The following is a 20,780-nucleotide window of genomic DNA, read 5'->3' on the forward strand; positions in this document are numbered from 1 at the left end:
TGTTTCCTTTATCTCGGTTGGAACGCTCCAGTCCATACGCCGCTAAACGGGCGCTTGCGCTTTTTGTTCTTCCTCCGAAATGAAAAATTTGTCGGGTTTTGTAATTCTTTGAAAAGAAACTGTAATATTTTTACCGCTTTTTTTAACAATTTATGATGTTATAATAGGATTATGCGAAATTATGCACATATTTTTTTTGTTTATCCTAGTCCATTTTGCAAATAAAAAAAGATATTTGTCGAATAAAATTCGAGATATCTTTAAATAAAGGTGATAAAAAATGATAGAACTACAAGATGTTTATAAAAAGTACCCAAATGGAGTTTCGGCCATTAATGGGATTGACGTCCGGATCAACCAGGGCGAATTTGTCTATGTCGTTGGACCAAGTGGTGCCGGAAAATCGACATTTATTAAAATGATGTATCGTGAGGAAGTTCCGACTTCTGGGACAATCACTATGAATGGTGTAAACTTAGCCAAATTAAAAATGAAAAAGGTTCCTATATTCAGACGGAATCTTGGTGTTGTCTTTCAGGATTTTAAGCTGCTTCCGAGATTAACTGTTTATGAAAATGTAGCCTTTGCCTTAGAGGTTATCGAAGCTCAACCGAAAGTTATAAAAAAACGAGTGATGGAAGTTCTTGATCTAGTTAACTTAAAGCATAAGATAAAAATGCTGCCGTCCGAGCTTTCAGGCGGAGAGCAGCAGCGTGTTTCCATTGCCCGCTCGATCGTCAATTCGCCGAAAGTCGTCATTGCGGATGAGCCTACCGGAAACCTTGATCCTGAAACTTCTTGGGAAATTATGAAAATATTTGAAGAGATTAATTCAAGAGGGACGACGATCGTTATGGCAACCCATAACCGAGAGATTGTTAATACATTACAGCATCGCGTGATTGCCATTGAAGGCGGTAAAATCGTGCGTGATGATGAAAGAGGTGAATACGGTTATGAAAATTAGAACCATTGGCCGCCACTCCCGAGATAGCTTAAAGAATATCAGCAGAAATGGCTGGATGACTTTTGCATCGGTAAGTGCTGTTACCGTTACCTTGATTTTAGTTGGTGTCTTTTTCGTAATAATGATGAATCTTAACCGTGTAGCAGAAACAATTGAAGACGATGTTTCAATTCGCGTTCACATTGATGTAGCTGCCAACGCACAAGATCAGCAAAAGCTTAAAACTGAGATTGAAAGTATTCCGGAGGTAAAAAGTGTCACATTTTCCTCAAAACAGCAGGAACTAGACAATTTAGTAGATAGTCTTGGGGAAGAAGGAAAGTCCTTTAAACTTTTTGAACAAGATAATCCTTTAAATGATGTTTATATTGTCAAAACGAAAAAACCGACAGATACGATGCTAGTAGCTAAACAAATCGAAAAATCCACTTATGTTGCCAAGGTCAAATATGGCCAGGGCAAGGTAGAGAAATTATTTAAGTTCATTAAAGCAAGCCGCAACGTCGGTATTGTATTAATTATCGGCCTATTCTTTACGGCTATTTTCTTAATCTCGAATACAATTAAAATTACAATTATTGCTAGACGTAGAGAAATTAAGATTATGAGGTTAGTAGGTGCCACAAATACGTTTATCCGGTGGCCGTTTTTCTTAGAAGGTCTATGGCTGGGTGTAATTGGATCAATTTTGCCAATTATCCTGATTTCCATTGCCTACTATCGTGCTTATGATTATATTGGTCCTCGGCTTGAAGGAACTTTCATTAAAGTACTTCCATTTGATCCATTCATGTATCAGGTTTCCGGCATTCTTATTCTAATGGGTGCACTTATTGGAGTTTGGGGAAGCTTAATGTCGGTTCGGAAATTCTTAAAAGTATAATCCAGATCAGGAAGGATCGTACCCGTGTCCTTCCTGATTTACTGTTATCCGACCTATAACTAGGATAGACGCGTGAGTCCTTCAGAATGTTACGTACAACAGCATTCGTCACAAACAGGTAAACATTGATTTACCTGTACATAGAGAGATAGGAGGAGAAATCGGAAATGAAGAAATTAGTCATCACCAGTGCCGTTGCACTAGCGGTCGGACTAGGAACAATACTTGGCGGAGTTTCTGTTAAAACAGAAGCTGCATCAATATCTAGTCTAAAAGGTGAACAAAATAAAATCCATGAGAAACGTTCTAATTTACAATCAGGTATCAATCAAGCAAATGATAAGATCAACACCTTAAAAAGTCAGCAGGCTGACGTAAAAAGTGAAATGAAACGCCTTGACTTTGCGATTGAAGATACAACCACAAAAATAGACGACAAATCCAAAAAGATAAAAGATACAAAAGCAGAGGTTACGAAACTTCAAGCTGAAACACAGGTGATCAAAGAGCGAATTAATAAGCGAAATGTGCTTTTGAAGGACCGGGCCCGCAGTTACCAGGAAAATGGCGGCATGGTCAATTATTTAGATGTGTTAATGGGATCAACCAGTTTTAGCGATTTCATTGACCGGGCCAATGCAGTTGCCACGATCGTACAGGCTGACCAAGATATTATTAAGCAGCATGAGGCCGATAAACAGGAACTGGCACAGAAGCAGGCAAAAGTAGAAAAAGATCTTGCTAGCCTTGAAAAGATGCTAGCAGACTTAAAAACTATGAATCAGCAATTGAATGTACAAAAGAAAGAAAAAGATAAAATGTTAGCTAGCCTTAAAGACCAGGAAGAAGAAGTCCATGAAGGTATGATGGAGTTGCAAGAAGAGGAGCAAATTCTTGCTGCTCAAGAGGCGGCGATTCAAAAGGCCATTCAAATGGAAAAAGAAGCACAAGCTAGTGCAGTGGAAGAAGCGAAAAGAAGTAGAACCACAAACTCAAACAATGGAAATGATAGTGGTCCTAAATCTGATACTACACCTAATGTTACGAGCGGATCTTGGACCCAGCCGGCAGCGGGATATCTTAGTTCTGGTTTTGGCGGTCGTGGTGATGGGAATCACTATGGTGTCGATATTGCCAACGGAAATAAGGTGCCAATCGTTGCGGCGGCCAATGGCGTGGTGATTAGATCCTATTATTCTAGCACGTATGGAAATTGTATTTTTGTTTCTCACTCGATTAATGGACAAGTGTATACAACTGTTTATGCTCATATGACCCAACGTTATGTTGGCAGCGGGGCAAGCGTGAAAAAAGGTCAAAAGATTGGTCTGATGGGGAATACTGGTGCCTCAAGAGGACAGCATTTGCATTTTGAACTTCATAAAGGGCCATGGACACAGGATAAGCGTTATGCCATCAATCCAGTCGGCATAGTTCCACTACCATAATAATTGGAGAAGCTTTTTGCTTCTTCTTTTTTTATACCTATCAATCATCATAACTCGTCCACTCTTTACATATATGTTAATAATCGGGCAGGAATTTGGTGCCTTTTTAGAAAAATAGAAAGGACAGGCATTTTTAACTTAAGGAGGACCTTAGATGAATCGTAGATGGATTGCCCTTTTGATGACGGGTTCGCTCCTGACTGGGGCGGGGGGCACATATGCAGGCATGCAGCTATTAGATCATAAAAATGGGAGTAATAAACTCGAACTGGTGAAACCCTCAGATAATAATGGATTCAGTTCGGCGGAAAAGGCTGTAGATCTAGAAAAAGTAGAGAATGCCTATGATCTTATTTTAAGCAGATACGTTGAAAAGGTAGATCAGGAAAAGTTGGTAGAAGGCGCGATTCAAGGGATGTTATCTGTTCTAAAAGATCCGTACTCTGTCTATATGGACAAGGAAACCGCCAAACAATTTACTCAAACTTTGGAATCCTCATTCGAAGGAATTGGGGCTGAAGTCGGCATGGTCGATGGGAAAATTGTAATCGTCTCCCCGTTTAAAGGTTCTCCTGCTGAAAAAGCAGGCATTAAGCCAAATGATCAAATTCTAAAGGTTGATGGGAAAAGTGTAGAAGGGCTGGACTTGAATAAGGCAACACTAAAGATTCGCGGGGAAAAAGGGACAAAGGTTCAATTATTAATTGCGAGAAAAGGGTTAAAAGATCCGCTGGCGATTGACGTCACCCGCGATGAAATCCCTCTTGAAACGGTCCATGCTTCTATTAAGGAACATGATGGCAAAAAAATTGGCTATATCGAACTAAGTTCTTTTTCAGAGGATACAGCTGCTGATTTTGAAAAAGAATTATCTGCCTTAGAAAACGATCATATTAAAGGGTTGATTATTGATGTGCGTGGAAACCCTGGCGGTCTACTCGACAGTGTTGGTGAGATCTTAAAGGAATTTGTCCCAGAAAATAAGCCATATGTCCAAATCGAGCAGCGGAATGGTGAGAAAAAACGATACTTCTCCAATCTTTCGGAGAAAAAGGATTATCCCGTAGTTGTCCTTGTCAACAAAGGCAGTGCCTCCGCATCAGAAATTCTCGCCGGTTCACTTCAAGAAGCGGATGGTTATCAACTCGTTGGAGAAACTACCTTCGGAAAAGGCACTGTTCAGCAGGCTGTCCCGATGGGGGATGGAAGCAACATCAAGCTGACGTTATTTAAATGGCTGACCCCAGATGGAAATTGGATTCATAAAAAAGGGATTGAGCCAGATGTGGCCATTAAACAACCAGCAATCTTCGCCACCCATCCGATTCAAGTCGAAGAGACATTGGAAGAGGATATGAACAATGAGCAAGTGAAGAACGCCCAAGAAGTGTTAGCTGGCTTAGGATTTGCACCAGGCCGGACGGATGGTTATTTTAGTAAGGAAACGACTATGGCCGTTAAAGGATTCCAGCTCCAAGCAAACCTGGAGCCAACTGGAAAAATTGGTCCGGAGACTGCAGCCAAACTTGAAGAAGCAGCCATTGTCGAAATGAAAAAAGAGAAAAACGATTTGCAGTTACAAACCGCATTGAGATTAATAACCAAAGAGTAAAGCAGGGGCTTATGCCTCTGTTTTTCTTTTGGTCTTAAGTGATACAATATTTTTACCATTTTCTAAAAACTAGCAATATGTTTTATGGCGGCAATTTGGTAAAATACTCTTTAGGAGACTTTTCCATAATAGACTACTAGAAATTTTTAATAGAGGCAGGTGGCAGGAATTGGTGCAAATATGGCTTGTAGAACTTCTTAAAGGGACAGGCAAGTTATTTCTTCATCCTGTTTTATACTATCTCGTTTTCCTGGCAGGGATTTTAGGTGTAATGAGGGTGAAACGTGAAAGGAAAAATTTCCATATTCGGGCACATGATGCCTATTTTGAACTTCGACAGTTATTTCCGCCCGGCATTTTGATCGGACTTGTACTTTCTGTAATTGTTATTTCAGCAGGGATCACGGTTCCATTCGCAACCATCCTGCTTATTGCTGGATTTACATTTTTGTGGTCACTAACGACAAATGTTCGCTGGATCTCGCCCGCTTATACGATGGGGGCAGCCTTTTTCTCGATCATATTGATCGCGGAAAATAAATGGTCAATCCCGCTTTTCTCGAAGTCGTTTGAGGCATTGAGTGACAAGATCTATCCTTCTATTGTCGTTTTGTTGGGGTTGATGCTCATTGCAGAAGGGATGCTCATCTTTAAAAATGGCAGTTATGGAACCTCCCCTAAACTCGCTAAAAGTAAACGCGGTCAAAATGTAGGTTTACATGAAGGAAAGCGTCTCTGGATGCTGCCGATCTTTTTACTCATACCAGGCAATGCGTTACAGCTTCCATTTGACTGGTGGCCCGTTTTCCATTTAGGAGCTAAAGAGTACTCGCTGATCTTTGTGCCGTTTGCCATTGGTTTTCATCAGCAAGTCAAAGGAATGCTGCCCAAAGTAGCGATCCAGCTTCATGGCCGTCGTGTAATCGTCCTTGGAGTGTTTGTTACACTTCTTTCTGCTCTAGGCTATTGGTTCCCGCTTAGTTCGATTGTAACTGCTGCTCTGGCCGTTCTCGGCCGTGAGTTTATTATTTTACTCGCTGGCATGAAAGATGATAATCTCCCGTTTTATTTTTCCAAAAAGAATCAAGGCCTGATGATTATCGGGGTTATTCCCGAGTCACCTGCAAGTAAAATGGATTTGAAAGTGGGTGAAGTGATCACGAAAGCGAATGGCGTCTTGGTTCGTGATGAAAAGGTGTTTTACGAAGCACTGCAAAAAAATCGCGCCCACTGCAAACTAGAGGTCCTCGATACAAATGGAGAAATCCGTTTCGTCCAACGCGCACTATACGAAGGCGACCACCACGAACTAGGCATCCTCTTTGTACAGGACGATCGTAAATATGATGTTGGTGCCTGACACCCAAAACCACTTAGCCATTGTGCTAAGTGGTTTTTTTGTTTTTTATTTTTTTTTAGAATAACTAATAATAACTTTGTATAATCTAAAGTTAAATCGATTGACAAGAAAACATAAATATTATAAAATTACTTTGAATTAGAGATATATTAATTAATAATGTTTGATTTATTAATATTTTAATTGATGATATCTTGGTAAGTATGTTTGTAGGAAGAAATCCTGCAAAGAAACGTTTTGTTTTTTCATGAACACTACGTAATTTTTATATAAAAAAATTTTTATAGGTGGTGTTGAAGTTGGGTTTTCTAGGTAGGCTATTTGGTGAATCAACGAAGGAGGAAAAAACAATGACAAAATTAAACATTGGGATTATTTTAGGAAGCACACGTCAAGGACGTGTAAGCCCACAAGTTGGAGAATGGGTGAAAGGAATTGCTGACAAGCGCGGCGATGCAAACTATGAAATCGTTGATATCGCGGACTTTAATTTACCATTCTTAGGTACAACAGACGGTTCAGAACCAGGAATCGCAGAATGGAATACTAAACTGGCTAGCTTAGATGGCTTTGTTTTCATCGTACAAGAATACAATCACAGCATCACAGGTGCTTTAAAAAATGCACTTGATTTTGCACGTGAAGCATGGAATAACAAAGCTGCAGGGATCGTAAGCTATGGTTCAACAGGCGGAGCACGTGCCGCTGAACATTTACGCGGAATCCTAGGTGAGTTAAAAGTAGCGGATGTTCGTACACATCCAACCTTATCATTATTCACAGACTTTGAAAACGGCAGTGTTTTCAAACCAGCAGAATTACACCTTACAAATGTAAATGCTATGCTTGATGAAGTTAACCAATGGAGCGGAGCATTAAAAACAATCCGATAAGAATAAACAGGGGAGAGATGATTCATTGATCATCTCTCCCCTATTTTTATAAGAATTGAACTTAGCAAACAGTCTAGTTCCAGCACCCAGCAGCTAGTGTACTTCGCTCTCCGTGTTTCCTTTATCTCAGTCAAAGCGCTCCAGTCCATACGCTGCTAAACGGGCGCTTCCACTTTATAGTTTACGATACTTTTTCAATGAGAAGATATTCAACACAATGAAAATCGCTGCGAAGATAAGTAAGGACAAGAGGTCGCCGCTAATCTCACTAAAACCTAACCCTTTATACATCACACCTTTTAGAGCGTCCCCCGCATAGTACATCGGAATAATCTTTGCGACCGCCTGTAACCAATCGGCCATCCCTTCCAGCGGGAAAATTCCTGCGAAAAAGATTTGCGGAATGACGGCGATTGGGATAAATTGAATCATCTGAAACTCTGAAGCTGCAAATGTCGATAATAGAATTCCAAGGGAGAGAGCTACTAACGCGAGAATTAAATTGATGAGAAGCACATTCCCAATCGACCCTACCAGAACGATATCTAATACATTAATAGAATAGAATACCACGATCATGGTTTGGATGACTGCAAAAATACCATAGCCTATCAAGTACGCTGTAACGATTTCCCATCTCCGAATCGGCGTCGACATCAACCGTTCCAAAGTCCCTGTTGTCCGTTCACGCAATAATCCAATTCCTGAAATAATAAAGACGAAAAAGAAAACGAAGAAGCCAACTAATATCGGGCTTAATACATCAAAAAAGACGGTGTCAGCATCTCCATACACATAATCTATATCGATGCTTTGCTGGGCCAGACCTGCGGCAGCCGGATTTTGCTGAATTAGCTTAGCTTGACTTTGGGCCGCGACCGCTTGGCTGACTTTCATCTGCAAGCCTTTCGCTTTTGATGGATCGTTATTTTGCAATGTTAATTTTATTCTTCCATTCTTTTGTTCCAATAACCCATCAAGATCTTCATCAACCACCGTTTCAGAATTAACGTTTTCGTACTGTTTCACTTGAATGTCTGCCTTTTTCAAAACGCTCACAAGATTATCATCCACACCCGTGACACCTAATTTCGGTTCCACGGAACTGCCGTTAAATAAAAAGTACATCAGGGTCAGGATAAGCAGTGGTGCCACAAATAACAGCGCTAAGGTGCGTTTATCTCGAAACATCTGCCGGAAGATTCGTTTAACTAACGCGAAAACTCTCATGATTGTTTCACCCCAGCTTTCAAGAATACCTCATCGAAATCGTCGGTTCCGTATAATGCCTTTAATTCATTAGGCGTGCCGCTTGTTAAAATCCTTCCATCGCGAACCATGGCAACATAATCGCATTTCACAGCTTCATCCATGACATGGGTGGTGACTATGATGGTTTTTTGCTCTTCATTTTTCAAGCGCAGGAATTCTTTCCAAATCGACAATTTTAATTCGGGGTCAATGCCGACGGTTGGCTCATCAAGGATTAAGATTTGCGGGTCTTGAATTAATGCGATTGCCAAGGATAAGCGCCGTTTCATCCCCCCAGAATACGCCGCGACCCGTTTGTTTAGATCATCGGTGAGGTTGACTAAGTTGGCGACATACAATAACCGTTTTTTCTGTGCTTCTTTATTCAACCCAAATAGGGAAGCGAAAAACTTTAGATTTTCTTCGCCCGTTAACTCACTATACAAGGCATCTGCTTGGGCCATATAGCCAATGTCTTGAAGTAAGGAAAGGTTTGGCATTTTTTTATTTAACACATGAATGGAACCTTTATCCGCTTTTTCCATGCCAACAATCATTTTGACAAGGGTGGTCTTTCCGGCACCAGAAGGTCCAATCAATCCGAATAATTGCCCTTTTTCGATCGTTAAGTTGACCTCATTTAAGACGGTTTTTTTTCCAAAACTTTTACTGACGTCTTCTACATTAATGGTTGAATTCATCAATCATGCCTCCTAGGATGGCTGTTATGATTTCATTTTACAACGCAGGTGGATATATGCAATAAACAAAAAGCAACAATGTGTTGATTTACTTTTAAAAAAGGATTCACGTTCAAAGGGCAATCTAATTTTGTTTAAAACCAAGAGCATTCCTAGGTCCTAAAAATGTGATTCGCGATAGGATCATTGCTATTTCGCGTGGAGATTTTTCCATCCCGCTTTCTAACCAATGCTGAATCACACCGAGGTGGGCGGAACTGACATAAGCAAAAAGATAGTCCACCGGGACAAGCAAAGTATCTGTGTTTATTTTTGATATGATATTTTGATAAAAGGTCTGTTTAATGAAATCTTTCAATTTTCCTTGGAATGATGCGTCTCCGTTTGGACCCAGTAATACTTTCATGAAACTTGAATTTTCTTGGAAAAGTTCAAATAAAGTAATAATGAAAGGAAAGGGCTCATCTGCCCTATTAAAGTTCATGAAATCAAGTGGGTTTATTTCTTGTGCGATTTTTTGAATTTCGATTAAGATCTCCGCTTCGCTCTGCTCCAATAAATCATATTTATCATGGTAATGTAGATAAAATGTTCCCCGATTAATCTCTGCTTTTTGTGTTAAATCTCGGACGGTAATACCTTCAAACCCCTTTTCCTCCATTAACTCTGTAAGAGCATCGCGAATCAATCGCTTGGTCCGTACAATTCGTTTATCAGTTGGTTTTTCCGACATTCCTATTCCTCCGAAAAAAATTTTTTAGAAAAAATAAACGTTTCATTCATTTGTGTTAAGTAATAGACAGATAGCTTTTTATTGTTGATTGCCTTTAATAATAAACGAATTATAATATACACCATGAGCATTAATCAACATCGTGTTTAGTTATTTTAGGAAAATAAGAGGAGGATTCCATGAAATTATTCAAAAGTAAATTGGCTTTTTTATCACCGATCATTGTCTTAGTTGTGGTACTTGTTTTTGGATTAACGCTCATTCCATCCGTCCAACCTACTCCAAAGAATTTACCAATTGTGTTTGTTAATGAAGACCAAGGGGTGGATATTCCGAACCAGGGAAAAGTGAATATGGGGAAAACAATTGCAGGCATGATTCAGAAAACAGCCCAATCTACTTCAGGTGAAGAGCCTGCCGTTAAATTTATCTCCGCCTCAAGTTATCAGGAAGCAATAAAGGGGTTGGACAACCGTGATTATTATGCGGCGTTAGTCATTCCGAAGGATTTCTCCAGGAAGCAAGCTTCGCTTCGCGGCACTCAACCAATTTCACCTGAAATTGAAATAGTAGTGAATCAAGGGATAAACACGGCTGGTTCGACAATGGCAGGTACTGTCCTTAATGGAATTGTCGACCAAATGAATACGAATTTCCGGACCCAACTATTAACAGCATTTGAAAAACAAGGGGGGACGGTGACTACGAAACAGGCTGCGGCCTTTGTGTCACCGATCACCAAAAAAGTAAGTAATGTTAATGAAACCGGTACGAATAGCATGAATGGAAATGCTCCGATTTCCTTATTCCAGCCGCTTTGGATGGCAAGTATTGCTGGAGCGGTGATCATTTTTTTAACCTTGTCTAAAGTAACGTTTGCAACTCGAAAGGAAAAGTTTAGTGCACTATTCGCTCAAGTGTTGATGGGAGCAGTGATTGCCCTTGTAGCAGGATTTGGATTAACCTGGATGGCTGATGCAATCGGAGTTCATATTTCTCAATTTGGAGATATAGCACTGTTCTTATCCCTGTCGTGTTACAGCTTTTTCTTAATGATTTCAGCTGTGCTTTCCTGGACTGGAATCAAGGGAGTTCCCATTTTTGTGATCATGCTATTCTTTGGAGCGCCCCTATTGGCGATGGCACCTGAGTTCATGTCACCCTTTTACCGCGATTGGATCAATCCTTGGCTGCCGATTCGGTTTTTAGTCGAAGGACTCAGAGACTTGTTCTTTTTTGGCAAGAATTTCAGCTGGAATCATCCAACATCAGTTTTAACGTGGATTGCGGCCGGAAGCATGGTCGTGATATTTGCCTCGGTGTTAAAATTTCGTTCAAAACAGGAGGAAAAATCTGCTGCTTTGTAAATGAGCACCTTCACAAGTTTGAAAAGTATAAAACAGGAATTTTTTTGTATATTTGGAAGCATGGCTGTTAAACCTAAAGTGGGAAATTCTTATCCATGAAAGGTGGTTCAGCCATGATTATTAATTTGCTGAATGGAATTGAGTTTCAAAATCCAGATCTTCTCAATCTTGAAGAAGCTGCCGCGCTGATTTTTTATTTCACGGTTTATTCGTTTTTAGGCTGGCTCCTTGAAAACAGCTATAACTTTTTGACAAAACGGGAATTCTTTAAGCTTAATTTTCTATTTGGGCCATTTAAACCGATGTACGGCATTACCCCGGTGCTTTTGGTCTATTTGATTTCACCAGAAACAAATGGGGGAGTAATTATTTTTCTTTGCTTCTTCATCCCAACTTTGGTGGAATATGTAACAGGTGCGCTTCTGCAAAAGCTTTTTAACCGGAAGTGGTGGGATTACACCGACACACCCATGCAGCTTCATGGTCATATTTGTCTACCCTTTTCTTTATCCTGGATGGTCCTGTCGCTCCTATGTATTAAATGGATCCATCCTGCAATTGTCTCAACGTATGGTGCTGTTGAACCATATTGGGCATGGATCTGGTCAGCCATAGGATTGTATTTCCTAGCCGATCTCGTCTTAGCTATTCGCAAACATACACTTCAGGAACTAATAGCAGAAAAAGCAAATAATCAAATTCAATAGTGCCTGACACCAAAATCTTATAAAAAACTCCTTCCACAAAATAGAAGGAGTTTTTGTCGTTAAACTGGTAACATGACACGAACCTAGCGTTAGAATGAAAGATTAAAATTCAATGAAAAAAAGAAAACTAAGCAAAAAACGTGCTAAATTGAATGAGATAGTTCCTAGAAAGCTATAGATCGTTATATAAAAATTTCAATTTGCTGCTAAATCTAATGAATGAAAAAGGAGGGATGACGATGAAACCGCGAATTTTGGTTGTTGAGGATGAAAAACAGATTGCGAAGATATTAAAGATTGAACTCGACTATGAGGGATACGAAGTAATGGTAGCTTATGACGGGAAATCAGGTTTGCAGGCAGCTTTAAGTGAAAAATTGGATTTAATTTTATTGGATGTTATGTTACCCGAAATCAATGGTATTGAGGTGTTAAGAAGAATCCGAAAAGAGAATAACCTAATACCTGTTATTTTATTAACCGCCCGTAATATGACAATCGATAAGGTAGCAGGACTCGATCAAGGGGCCAACGATTATATTACAAAGCCATTTGAGATTGAGGAATTATTAGCAAGAATTCGCTCATGTCTTCGTCAAAGTTCCATTGCAATAAAGGCTTCACATACCGATGATTCCCTTTTAGAAATAAGGGATTTAACCGTGAATATTGATACGAGAGAGGTCAAAAGGGGTGAGACTTCGATCACGTTAACTCCAAAGGAATTCGATTTACTCGTGTATTTGCTATCGCAAAAAAATAGAATTGTCACGCGGGAAAGCATCCTTCTACATGTATGGGGCTATGAATATGAAGGAGAAACAAATGTCATTGATGTGTTTATCAGACATTTACGTAAGAAGATTGAAGAAGGTTTTTCTGACCCGACGATTATTCAAACGGTGAGAGGAATCGGTTATACCGTAAGGGAGAATTAAACGAAATGAAGATTACCACAAAAATTAACCTAATTACAACGGCTTGGATAATCTGTGTGTTACTTGCTGTGAATGCGGTTGTCTTTTTTTCATTTATGAAGATTACTGTCAATATGGAAGATGGTGAACTGTTTCAAAAGGCTGATTACTTGATAAATGAAATAAACAAGGAAGATTCCAAGTCTGTTATTAAAGAAAAATTAACCCCCTACCTAACGAATCAATCTTTTATAAGGATCGTTCAACCGGATGCAAAAATTATTAATCAAGTAACAAACGATCAGCAACTGGCTGCTAAAATAAAACCGAAATTCACCAGCGAAAAGGGTACTGAAAGGCGTACCATTCGACTTAATCATCAAGAAGAACAATTTGCAATTGTCAGAGTGCCGATTCATGCACATGGACAGGTTGTTGGAACACTGGAGTTCGGGGAGAAATTAGTAGGATTGGAAACTGGAAAAGACTTATTACTATCTATTCTTACTTTTTGTACGATACTCGGAGCGGTATTATCGCTGTTGGGCGGCAGATGGTTATCCAATCTAATTATGAGGCCGATTTCTAATATGATTAACACCATGGAGGATATTGAAAAAAGTGGGATTCCGAAAAAAATCATCATCCAACATGAGACAAAGGATGAATTGCAAAAATTGGCGGTAACGTTTAATCGGATGATTGGCAGATTAGAGGAAAATCTCGAAAAACAGAGGCAATTTATCTCTGACGCCTCGCATGAATTAAAAACCCCACTCACGGTAATCAAAAGCTATGCAGACCTCCTTCTTAGACGTGGATTACAAAATGAAGAGGTTGCCCATGATGCGATTGAATCGATTCACTTAGAAGCAACAAGAATTCAAAAGATGACAGAACGGTTTCTGGATTTAGCTGATACAGAATCAGGAAATCGTTTAGAAGCAAAATCAATTAATGTAGTAGCCTTGTGTGAGCTTATTTTTAAGCAGCTTAAAAGTGCCTATAAAAGAGAAATCAACCTTCATTATCAAGCACCAGACATCTCCGTTGTAGCCGATGAAGTTAAATTAAAACAGGCAATTATTATCTTAATCGATAATGCCATCAAATACAGTAAAGATAAAATTGATGTGTATTTAAAGGAAAAGGAACAATGGACAATCATTACCGTAAAGGATTACGGAATCGGCATACCTGAGTGTGAAATAGAAAATGTTTTTGAACGTTTTTACCGGGTGGACAAGGCCCGAAGCAGGGAGACAGGCGGGACAGGTCTGGGGTTGTCGATTGCAAAAAATATCATGAAACAGCACCAAGGCGAAATCATCGTAAAAAGTACGGAGGGAGTGGGGACAGAAGTGGAGTTGTTCCTACCTAAGGAAAGATGGAAAGGAAATGTTTTTGAGTGATTAAAATAATGATTGTGAGTTTTATGCTTTTATTCATTTTGTTCCTTATCTATGCGATATTACCTACCATATTCATTCGTATGAGCGGACGGAAAATCGTTAAAAGGATACATGAACCGGCTATTGCCTTAACATTTGATGATGGTCCTGCACCCTTTTCCAATCAGATTATCAAGCAACTGGAAAAGTATCAATTTAAAGCTACTTTCTTTATGATTGATGGGAATATTAAGAGATATCCTGAAGCGGTCAAATTAATGGTCAAATCAGGCGAAACAGTTGGTTTACATAGTGTATCTCACAGTCAAAAGAAATTTTATAAATCTAAAAAAACAGTACTCAATGAACTAAACCAAAACCGGGACACCTTAATGAAGGTATCAGGTGTCAATTCTTTTATCATGAGAACCCCGTATGGCAGTGCCCCAAACATGACAAACGAGTATAAAAAGGCTGTGAAGGAAAACGGCTATATTATGTGGGATTGGAATATTGATAGTAAGGATTGGTATTATAAGGATAAGCGCTATGTAAATAGTGTTATTGATCAAATAAAACAGAAGAAACACCATAATGGTCCGCTTGTCATCCTTTTACATGAGCGAAAGGAAACACTTGCCCATTTGCCTAAGCTTCTAGACTATTTAAGGAAACATGGGTATGAAGGAAAACCAATTGAAAAAACAACTGAGCCAATCCAATTTTAAAACAGACAATATATCTGTAGATTTGGTATAATCAATATATTGTTATAAAAATTTTCAGGTAAATATAGCGAATATAATGGGGATCGATAATAGCCTATGATCAATAAACTATTGCAGAGTACAGGTTTCAAGAGAATATCTATTTTTGTCTTAATTGCTATCTTAATTTATGCCATGAAGTCAATGATCAATTTAATTTTGCTAACGTTCATTTTTACTTTTTTAATGGATCGGTTAGTGCATTTTATTGAAGGAAAAATACCGGTTAACCGAAAGTTGATTGTGGTTATTTCGTATGCAAGTATTGTTGGCTTGCTTTCTTATGGCTTGGTTATGTACCTGCCTATGATTGCAGGTGAAATCACAGCATTAATCAAGCAGTTGACTGCTTTTTATACAGCAAAACACGATAACTTGGTGCTGAATTATATTGTCAGTCGAATGGAAGAAATTAAAATCTCAAGTTACTTAGAGCAAGGCGTTACCTTTGTATTTAAGTACTTTACGGATATTAGTAAAATTGGTTTGCAAATTTTATTAGCTCTGTTAATGAGCTTGTTCTTCTTATTAGAAAAACCGCGTTTGATTGAATTCACGAAGAAATTTAGAACTAGTAAAGTTGCACCTATTTACACTGAAGTGGAATTTTTTGCTCGAAAGTTTGTGGGAACATTTGGTAAGGTGATTGAGGCCCAACTAATCATTGCTGTTGTGAACTGTATTTTAACCACCATCTCCTTATGGATACTGGACTTTCCACAGCTCGGCGGACTATCGATTATGATTTTTGTATTGGGATTGATCCCAGTTGCAGGTGTCATTATTTCATTGATTCCACTTACCATCATTGCTTATAGTATTGGCGGTATGGCCACCGTTCTTTACGTTGGCATTGCAATTATGATTATTCATGGCATCGAAGCCTATATTTTAAATCCAAATTTAATGAGCTCAAAAACAAATCTCCCAGTTTTCTATACATTCCTTGTATTGATCTTCTCTGAGCACTTTTTTGGTGTGTGGGGTTTGATTGTTGGGATTCCCGTCTTTGTTTTCCTATTGGATGTTTTAGAAGTAACTGAGAGTAAGAAGTATAAATAAAAAAGCCCATGTTAAGGGCTTTTTTGTCTATACTAGAGGTATGAAGGATAAGGGGGAAATCACATGAGCGAATGTAAACTTAACCATAGCCAGGAAGATGTAAAAAGTAAGTATGAATCACAAGCGTCCTTTCTTCCGGAAGAGATGAAGCCATTATTTAATCAGTTCTTTGAAAAAGAACATACACAGAACCTCTTAAATGAGGTATTTCATTTGCTTAAAAAGTACGATTTGGCTACAAAGGAAGAACAAGAAAACAGAAATAACCGCTTATTTTTGGTGCTGAAGAATCTGTAATTATTGAGGGCCCTATGAATAATAGGGCCCTGATTTTTTAACAAATACATGTTTTTCTTTTGACTCCAATTTTATTGCGGAGTTCGATTTTTTTTATGTAGTCAGTGGCGATTGGGACCTTACAAGCTGTTTTACCGACATTCACATGAACCTTACCGATCTTTTCTGCGACTGTGACTGCTTCGTTATACAATGCAGTTACATAGGCACCTGTACTAATGACAAACCCATTCATTACATAGCGGACACGATTTTTTTCTTCATGAATGGAGTTTTCAATTTGCTGGAGGAGGCTGCGAATTTCCTCCATGTCGAGATGTTCATCTGGAGTAATTGATAAATAATTGGCATACGTATTCCAACCGCAGACAGCAATCATTTCTTCATCGGATTTCATCCATTCTCTTGCTAGCTCAAAGGCATAGAGACTTTCAGCGGCAACTCCTGCTACCGTATATTCAGCAAGCATATACCAGTTTGCTTTTTTAACCCAATCTTGGAGTGTTTCTTTTTCCATCAACTTTGGATTCACAGAAAGACCTGCTAAATACATGGCATCAAAGTTACCTGTGTTGTATAAGTCCAAAGCTAACTGGTGATCTTTTTTTACAAACTTAACGAACTTTTTTAAATCACCTATCTTCACCCCAAACAGGGTGCCTTCCTTTGCGCCGTGATTGATAAATGTTTTTTTGGTTTGTTCGGTCCCCAGTTCAGCTAGTTTCCACATGATTTCATCTAATGTCATTTCTCATCCTCCAATGGGTTGTTTATGGTATCATTTTATCATCTGTTTGGAACAATTTCCCTTCCTTGTTGTAAAAAGTTAGTTATAATGAAATAAGTTATTTTAGAAAATATTAAGAAAATCAAAGTTTATTTAGGAAAAGAGGATATAATGAGCGAACTTCTACAATTATTAAAACGCGGCAATAAATCTGCCTTATTGGCAGCGATCATTAATACGATTATTTCCATTATCAAAGGAATCGCCTTCATGTTTACAGGCAATGTTGCAATGTTTGCAGAAACGATGCACAGCGTTGGTGATGCTGCAAATCAGTTTTTCGTGTTTATCGGCTCCGCCTTAAGTAAGAAGGCTCCGACCGAAAAATATCCCAATGGATTTGGCCGCTTAGTCAACCTTGTTCTTTTGGGTGCCGTATTAATCGTCGGAATTATGGCATTTGAAACCATAAAAGAAGGGTACCATCATGTCGTCCATCCGACAGAGTCTGGCGGTTTTATCATTAACCTGGTCGTTTTAGCCGTTGCAACCCTTCTCGAGACCTTTGTTTTATTTAAAGCAATGAAAGAGATTTTACATGAAATTGAGGTTGAAGCAAGTGGGCTTCAAGTGTTTACAAAAAGCTTTGCCAATTTGGGAAAAGCTAAACCTGCTACCAAACTGGTTTTTATGGAGGATCTAGTTGCCACCTTAGGTGGTTTGTTAGCCATTATCGCCGTCGTCATCTCTCGCTTTACAGATTTCCATCAAATTGAGGGGCTCGCTTCCATGCTGATTGGGGCGATGATGTTCTTTGTGGTAGGCAGAGTCTTTTTGGATAATGCTGCAGGGGTCCTTGGGCAGGCAGATGAAGAAATGGAAAACAAAATTGGCACGCTTGTGATGGAGGATCCTGATGTTAAGGATATTCAAGGAATCACTGTCATTAAAGAGGGTGAGGATCTGCATGTTGAATTAGAAATTGAAGTGGATCCAAAATTAACAGTAGCTGCAGCTGATGATATTAAAGATCGATTAGAAGAAAAAATCATGGCAGAAAAAGGTGTCGTCGATGTGACGATTGAGATTGATGAAGAAGATGAAGTCATGAGTTGGAAGGAAAGAAGTGGATCAGCAGCAAATTAGAAACTGTCTTGTAGATAAATCATCATTGGACCTTCTTCCGTCTTAACAGAACGAATAAAGCCGTTTTCAGGTGGAATTCTATTCTGGAAGGGCGAAATTAGGGGGTAACTAAGGGTGGAACACAATATACGGTTAACTAGTGCGGAAATCGGGGGATTATGGTCTACGTATATTCAGGAGAATATGTCTGTTTGCTTGCTTATCTATTTTCTTCATCACAATCAAGATGAAGAGATTAAAAAAATTCTCGAACAAGCATATGAAATATCTGAGGGGCATATTCAGAAAATCACGACCATTTTGAATGATGAAGGCATTCCAATTCCTGATGGATTTTCTGAAAAGGATCTTAATTTATCTGCCCCGCCATTATTTTATGATATGTTTGGCCTCAGTTTTATTTATTCGATGAGCCGCATGAGTATGATTAACACCGGATTTTTAACGGCAAATGTAGCGAGAAAAGATGTGATGGATTTCTTTGTTACGATGGTCCAGCAAACTTCATTGTTATATCAGGAATCCACAAATCTTATGCTTTCGAAGGGAATCTATGACCGCCCGCCGATGATACCCTATCCAAATGAAGTGAAATACATTGAAAAATTGTCTTATTTAAGTGGAATCGGGAAGAAAAGGCCGTTAAACGTGGCTGAAATTACAGAGATTTTTTTTAATACAGAGCGGAATTATTTTTCAATCCTCCTATGTATGGGGTTACTTCAAGTGGTATCAGACAAGGAGATTCATAATTATATTGAGGAAGGCAAGAAAATATCTGAAAAGCAAATTAAAACTTTCAACGATATCCTAATGAGAGAGGAGCTACTTGGGAATGTCTCAACAAGTATAGAAGTGACGGATTCTACGGTTTCTCCTTTTTCAGATAGGCTTGTGGTCACACTTTTCCATTCATTGAACGCTATTGACATTACCCTTATTGGACATGCATTGTCATTATCAATGAGAACAGATCTGGCTTCCTATTATCAAAAATACATTATAGATATAATGGTTTATTCGGCTAAAGGTTTCGATCTTATGGTTGATCGAGGCTGGGCCCAGCTGCCACCGCATGCACCAAGTCGAAGGGATCTCCAGAAATTATAAGGTTCGCGAATATCGCGAACCTTTTTTGTGCTCATTCCCAAGGTTTATGTATTGTCAGTACGCTTGCGAGCTCCTTACTACTTAATCTGTGTTCTTTTCGCTTGGCTGCTCTTTCTTTACCCGTTTCAAACAGCTTTTTTTCTTCTTCCGTTTCGGGGATGATACTTGGAACCTTTGTCGGTTTACCGTTGTCATCTAGTGCGACAAAGGTTAAAAAGGCGGTGGCGGCAATTTTCCTATCGCCTGACATGAGATTCTCCGCAATCACTTTAACGAAAATCTCCATCGACGAGGTTCCTGTTGAAGACACAAAAGTTTCAATGCAAACAGAATCCTTCGGTGTAATCGGACTAAGAAAGTCAACCGAATCAATTGAGGCAGTTACACACTCCGCTCTTGAATGTCTGACCGCAGAAATGGAGGCGATCATATCGATATCGCTGATTAACTTCCCGCCAAACAAAGTATTATGGTTATTTACATCGTTAGGAAAAATCCTGCTCGTTCTTACCACCCGAGACTCATTACATGTTTTTGCTTCCATCCTAATCCCTCCTGAATTGTCGTCACTGTTAATTTACCCATTTTACTATTTTCTCACCGTTTTAGTGAAATCTAAACATTTGTGGTACATTAGTTAATATATCGATTGTTTGTCAGGAGGTACAGTAATGAGTTTACAAGCACAGATTATGAAGGATTTAAATGTGAGTCCGATGATTCAACCGCAAGAGGAAATTAGGAAACGGATCGATTTCTTAAAAAATTACCTGTTAAAGACGAAGGCCAAGGGCTATGTGCTGGGAATAAGCGGGGGTCAGGATTCATCACTGGCTGGGCGACTCGCCCAACTAGCGGTGGAAGAGCTTCGTAATGAAGGGACAGAAGCTTTGTTTATCGCTGTTCGTCTCCCATATGGCGTCCAGCAGGATGAGGAAGACGCTAAACGCTCATTAGCCTTTATTCGCGCTGACCGTGAGACAGTCTTTAACATCAAATCTGCAGTAGATGAAGTCCAAAAAGAATATGATGCCAGCTATCAAGGGGCACCGTTAAGTGATTATCAAAAGGGAAATGTCAAGGCAAGGATGAGAATGATTGCTCAATATGCAATTGGCGGCATGGAAGGTCTGCTTGTGATTGGCACAGACCATGCAGCGGAAGCAGTAACAGGTTTCTATACGAAGTATGGTGATGGCGGGGCAGATATTCTTCCGCTGAGCGGCTTATCAAAGCGGCAAGGGAAAGTCCTATTAAAAGAACTTGGTGCCGACGAACGCTTATATTTAAAAACACCAACTGCAGACCTTCTCGACCAAAAACCTGGTCAGGCCGACGAAACAGAATTAGGGATTACATATGATGAACTCGATGATTATCTGGAAGGAAAGCCAGTTTCAAAAGAGGCCGCAGAGAAAATTGAACATCGTTATCAGATGAC

21 protein-coding genes are annotated in these 20,780 nt (G+C 39.3%); 16 read left to right on the forward strand and 5 right to left on the reverse strand.

Translation table 11 applies throughout. The annotated features are described in order from the left end of the window. The first annotated feature begins 280 nt into the window (after nucleotides 1-280). From ftsE to V7659_RS14000, 6 genes are all read left to right on the forward strand, one after another. Nucleotides 281-967: a cell division ATP-binding protein FtsE gene (gene ftsE, locus V7659_RS13975; protein ID WP_026567745.1), complete on the forward strand. Its 687-nt coding sequence runs from the start codon at nucleotides 281-283 to the stop codon at nucleotides 965-967. Next, nucleotides 957-1,850: a permease-like cell division protein FtsX gene (gene ftsX, locus V7659_RS13980; protein ID WP_335540508.1), complete on the forward strand. Its 894-nt coding sequence runs from the start codon at nucleotides 957-959 to the stop codon at nucleotides 1,848-1,850. Before ftsE ends, ftsX begins: the two co-directional genes overlap by 11 nt. Before the next feature lie 167 nt (nucleotides 1,851-2,017). Next, nucleotides 2,018-3,298 carry a murein hydrolase activator EnvC family protein gene (locus V7659_RS13985; RefSeq protein ID WP_335540509.1) on the forward strand — a complete coding sequence of 427 codons (1,281 nt, stop codon included), beginning with the start codon at nucleotides 2,018-2,020 and terminating at the stop codon, nucleotides 3,296-3,298. A gap of 154 nt (nucleotides 3,299-3,452) precedes the next feature. Continuing rightward, nucleotides 3,453-4,910 (forward strand): S41 family peptidase, encoded by a 1,458-nt coding sequence (locus V7659_RS13990; protein WP_335540510.1) that lies wholly within the window; start codon nucleotides 3,453-3,455, stop codon nucleotides 4,908-4,910. A 169-nt stretch (nucleotides 4,911-5,079) separates the two neighbouring features. Beyond that, a complete protein-coding gene (locus V7659_RS13995; protein WP_335540511.1) occupies nucleotides 5,080-6,270 on the forward strand; it encodes a PDZ domain-containing protein in 1,191 nt (396 codons plus the stop codon). A gap of 299 nt (nucleotides 6,271-6,569) precedes the next feature. Further along, the gene (locus tag V7659_RS14000; RefSeq protein ID WP_335540512.1) at nucleotides 6,570-7,163 is read left to right on the forward strand and encodes an NADPH-dependent FMN reductase; all 594 of its coding nucleotides are present in this window, start codon (nucleotides 6,570-6,572) and stop codon (nucleotides 7,161-7,163) included. Between the two features lie 174 nt (nucleotides 7,164-7,337). Here V7659_RS14000 and V7659_RS14005 read toward each other — a convergent pair whose 3' ends face one another. From V7659_RS14005 to V7659_RS14015, 3 genes are all read right to left on the reverse strand, one after another. Further along, a complete protein-coding gene (locus V7659_RS14005) occupies nucleotides 7,338-8,393 on the reverse strand; it encodes an ABC transporter permease (protein WP_335540513.1) in 1,056 nt (351 codons plus the stop codon). Further along, complete coding sequence (locus V7659_RS14010) at nucleotides 8,390-9,115, reverse strand: ABC transporter ATP-binding protein (RefSeq protein WP_335540514.1); 726 nt, start codon at nucleotides 9,113-9,115, stop codon at nucleotides 8,390-8,392. Before V7659_RS14010 ends, V7659_RS14005 begins: the two co-directional genes overlap by 4 nt. 124 nt (nucleotides 9,116-9,239) lie before the next feature. Next, on the reverse strand, nucleotides 9,240-9,848 hold the full coding sequence (locus V7659_RS14015) for a TetR/AcrR family transcriptional regulator (RefSeq protein ID WP_335540515.1): 609 nt from the start codon (nucleotides 9,846-9,848) through the stop codon (nucleotides 9,240-9,242). Between the two features lie 179 nt (nucleotides 9,849-10,027). Between V7659_RS14015 and V7659_RS14020 the strand changes: the two genes are divergently transcribed. The 7 genes from V7659_RS14020 (at nucleotide 10,028) to V7659_RS14050 (ending at nucleotide 16,356) form a co-directional block, all read left to right on the forward strand. Next, nucleotides 10,028-11,215, forward strand: a complete 1,188-nt coding sequence (locus V7659_RS14020; RefSeq protein WP_335540516.1) for a YhgE/Pip domain-containing protein — start codon at nucleotides 10,028-10,030, stop codon at nucleotides 11,213-11,215. Nucleotides 11,216-11,328: 113 nt separating this feature from the next. Continuing rightward, nucleotides 11,329-11,922 carry a putative ABC transporter permease gene (locus tag V7659_RS14025; RefSeq protein ID WP_335540517.1) on the forward strand — a complete coding sequence of 198 codons (594 nt, stop codon included), beginning with the start codon at nucleotides 11,329-11,331 and terminating at the stop codon, nucleotides 11,920-11,922. 239 nt (nucleotides 11,923-12,161) lie between these two features. Continuing rightward, nucleotides 12,162-12,860: a response regulator transcription factor gene (locus V7659_RS14030; RefSeq protein ID WP_420491277.1), complete on the forward strand. Its 699-nt coding sequence runs from the start codon at nucleotides 12,162-12,164 to the stop codon at nucleotides 12,858-12,860. A 5-nt stretch (nucleotides 12,861-12,865) separates the two neighbouring features. Further along, complete coding sequence (locus tag V7659_RS14035) at nucleotides 12,866-14,251, forward strand: sensor histidine kinase (protein WP_335540518.1); 1,386 nt, start codon at nucleotides 12,866-12,868, stop codon at nucleotides 14,249-14,251. Then, nucleotides 14,248-14,958 carry a polysaccharide deacetylase family protein gene (locus V7659_RS14040; protein ID WP_335540519.1) on the forward strand — a complete coding sequence of 237 codons (711 nt, stop codon included), beginning with the start codon at nucleotides 14,248-14,250 and terminating at the stop codon, nucleotides 14,956-14,958. The genes V7659_RS14035 and V7659_RS14040 overlap by 4 nt, the downstream gene beginning before the upstream one ends. Nucleotides 14,959-15,054: 96 nt before the next feature. Next, complete coding sequence (locus tag V7659_RS14045; RefSeq protein WP_335540520.1) at nucleotides 15,055-16,059, forward strand: AI-2E family transporter; 1,005 nt, start codon at nucleotides 15,055-15,057, stop codon at nucleotides 16,057-16,059. Between the two features lie 63 nt (nucleotides 16,060-16,122). After that, a complete protein-coding gene (locus tag V7659_RS14050; RefSeq protein WP_335540521.1) occupies nucleotides 16,123-16,356 on the forward strand; it encodes a hypothetical protein in 234 nt (77 codons plus the stop codon). 37 nt (nucleotides 16,357-16,393) lie between these two features. On the opposite strand, the gene V7659_RS14055 is transcribed toward V7659_RS14050, so the two are convergent. Then, a complete protein-coding gene (locus tag V7659_RS14055) occupies nucleotides 16,394-17,104 on the reverse strand; it encodes a DNA alkylation repair protein (protein ID WP_335540522.1) in 711 nt (236 codons plus the stop codon). Between the two features lie 150 nt (nucleotides 17,105-17,254). Between V7659_RS14055 and V7659_RS14060 the strand changes: the two genes are divergently transcribed. Continuing rightward, entirely contained in the window at nucleotides 17,255-18,229 is a 975-nt protein-coding gene (locus V7659_RS14060) for a cation diffusion facilitator family transporter (protein ID WP_335540523.1), read from the forward strand. Between the two features lie 114 nt (nucleotides 18,230-18,343). Next, nucleotides 18,344-19,339 carry a DUF3231 family protein gene (locus V7659_RS14065; protein WP_335540524.1) on the forward strand — a complete coding sequence of 332 codons (996 nt, stop codon included), beginning with the start codon at nucleotides 18,344-18,346 and terminating at the stop codon, nucleotides 19,337-19,339. A gap of 31 nt (nucleotides 19,340-19,370) precedes the next feature. Here V7659_RS14065 and V7659_RS14070 read toward each other — a convergent pair whose 3' ends face one another. After that, entirely contained in the window at nucleotides 19,371-19,883 is a 513-nt protein-coding gene (locus V7659_RS14070) for an acyl-CoA thioesterase (RefSeq protein ID WP_335540525.1), read from the reverse strand. A gap of 127 nt (nucleotides 19,884-20,010) precedes the next feature. Here V7659_RS14070 and nadE point away from each other — a divergent pair. Further along, nucleotides 20,011-20,780: ammonia-dependent NAD(+) synthetase (nadE, locus tag V7659_RS14075; RefSeq protein ID WP_335540526.1), on the forward strand; the 770-nt coding region annotated here is incomplete at its 3' end.

Source organism: Neobacillus drentensis (genome assembly GCF_036966985.1).
GTDB lineage: Bacteria > Bacillota > Bacilli > Bacillales > Cytobacillaceae > Neobacillus > Neobacillus drentensis_E.

What these genes read in the sequence shown, in the direction of transcription:
- ftsX (WP_335540508.1), top strand. Translation starts at nt 957, where the DNA reads ATGAAAATTAGAACCATTGGCCGCCACTCCCGAGATAGCTTAAAGAAT.
- V7659_RS14060 (WP_335540523.1), top strand. Translation starts at nt 17,255, where the DNA reads ATGAGCGAACTTCTACAATTATTAAAACGCGGCAATAAATCTGCCTTA.
- V7659_RS14050 (WP_335540521.1), top strand. Translation starts at nt 16,123, where the DNA reads ATGAGCGAATGTAAACTTAACCATAGCCAGGAAGATGTAAAAAGTAAG.
- V7659_RS14020 (WP_335540516.1), top strand. Translation starts at nt 10,028, where the DNA reads ATGAAATTATTCAAAAGTAAATTGGCTTTTTTATCACCGATCATTGTC.
- V7659_RS14070 (WP_335540525.1), bottom strand. Translation starts at nt 19,883, where the DNA reads ATGGAAGCAAAAACATGTAATGAGTCTCGGGTGGTAAGAACGAGCAGG.
- V7659_RS14030 (WP_420491277.1), top strand. Translation starts at nt 12,162, where the DNA reads ATGAAACCGCGAATTTTGGTTGTTGAGGATGAAAAACAGATTGCGAAG.
- ftsE (WP_026567745.1), top strand. Translation starts at nt 281, where the DNA reads ATGATAGAACTACAAGATGTTTATAAAAAGTACCCAAATGGAGTTTCG.
- V7659_RS14015 (WP_335540515.1), bottom strand. Translation starts at nt 9,848, where the DNA reads ATGTCGGAAAAACCAACTGATAAACGAATTGTACGGACCAAGCGATTG.
- V7659_RS13985 (WP_335540509.1), top strand. Translation starts at nt 2,018, where the DNA reads ATGAAGAAATTAGTCATCACCAGTGCCGTTGCACTAGCGGTCGGACTA.
- V7659_RS14010 (WP_335540514.1), bottom strand. Translation starts at nt 9,115, where the DNA reads ATGAATTCAACCATTAATGTAGAAGACGTCAGTAAAAGTTTTGGAAAA.
- V7659_RS14055 (WP_335540522.1), bottom strand. Translation starts at nt 17,104, where the DNA reads ATGACATTAGATGAAATCATGTGGAAACTAGCTGAACTGGGGACCGAA.
- V7659_RS14045 (WP_335540520.1), top strand. Translation starts at nt 15,055, where the DNA reads ATGATCAATAAACTATTGCAGAGTACAGGTTTCAAGAGAATATCTATT.
- V7659_RS14005 (WP_335540513.1), bottom strand. Translation starts at nt 8,393, where the DNA reads ATGAGAGTTTTCGCGTTAGTTAAACGAATCTTCCGGCAGATGTTTCGA.
- V7659_RS13990 (WP_335540510.1), top strand. Translation starts at nt 3,453, where the DNA reads ATGAATCGTAGATGGATTGCCCTTTTGATGACGGGTTCGCTCCTGACT.
- V7659_RS14025 (WP_335540517.1), top strand. Translation starts at nt 11,329, where the DNA reads ATGATTATTAATTTGCTGAATGGAATTGAGTTTCAAAATCCAGATCTT.
- V7659_RS14035 (WP_335540518.1), top strand. Translation starts at nt 12,866, where the DNA reads ATGAAGATTACCACAAAAATTAACCTAATTACAACGGCTTGGATAATC.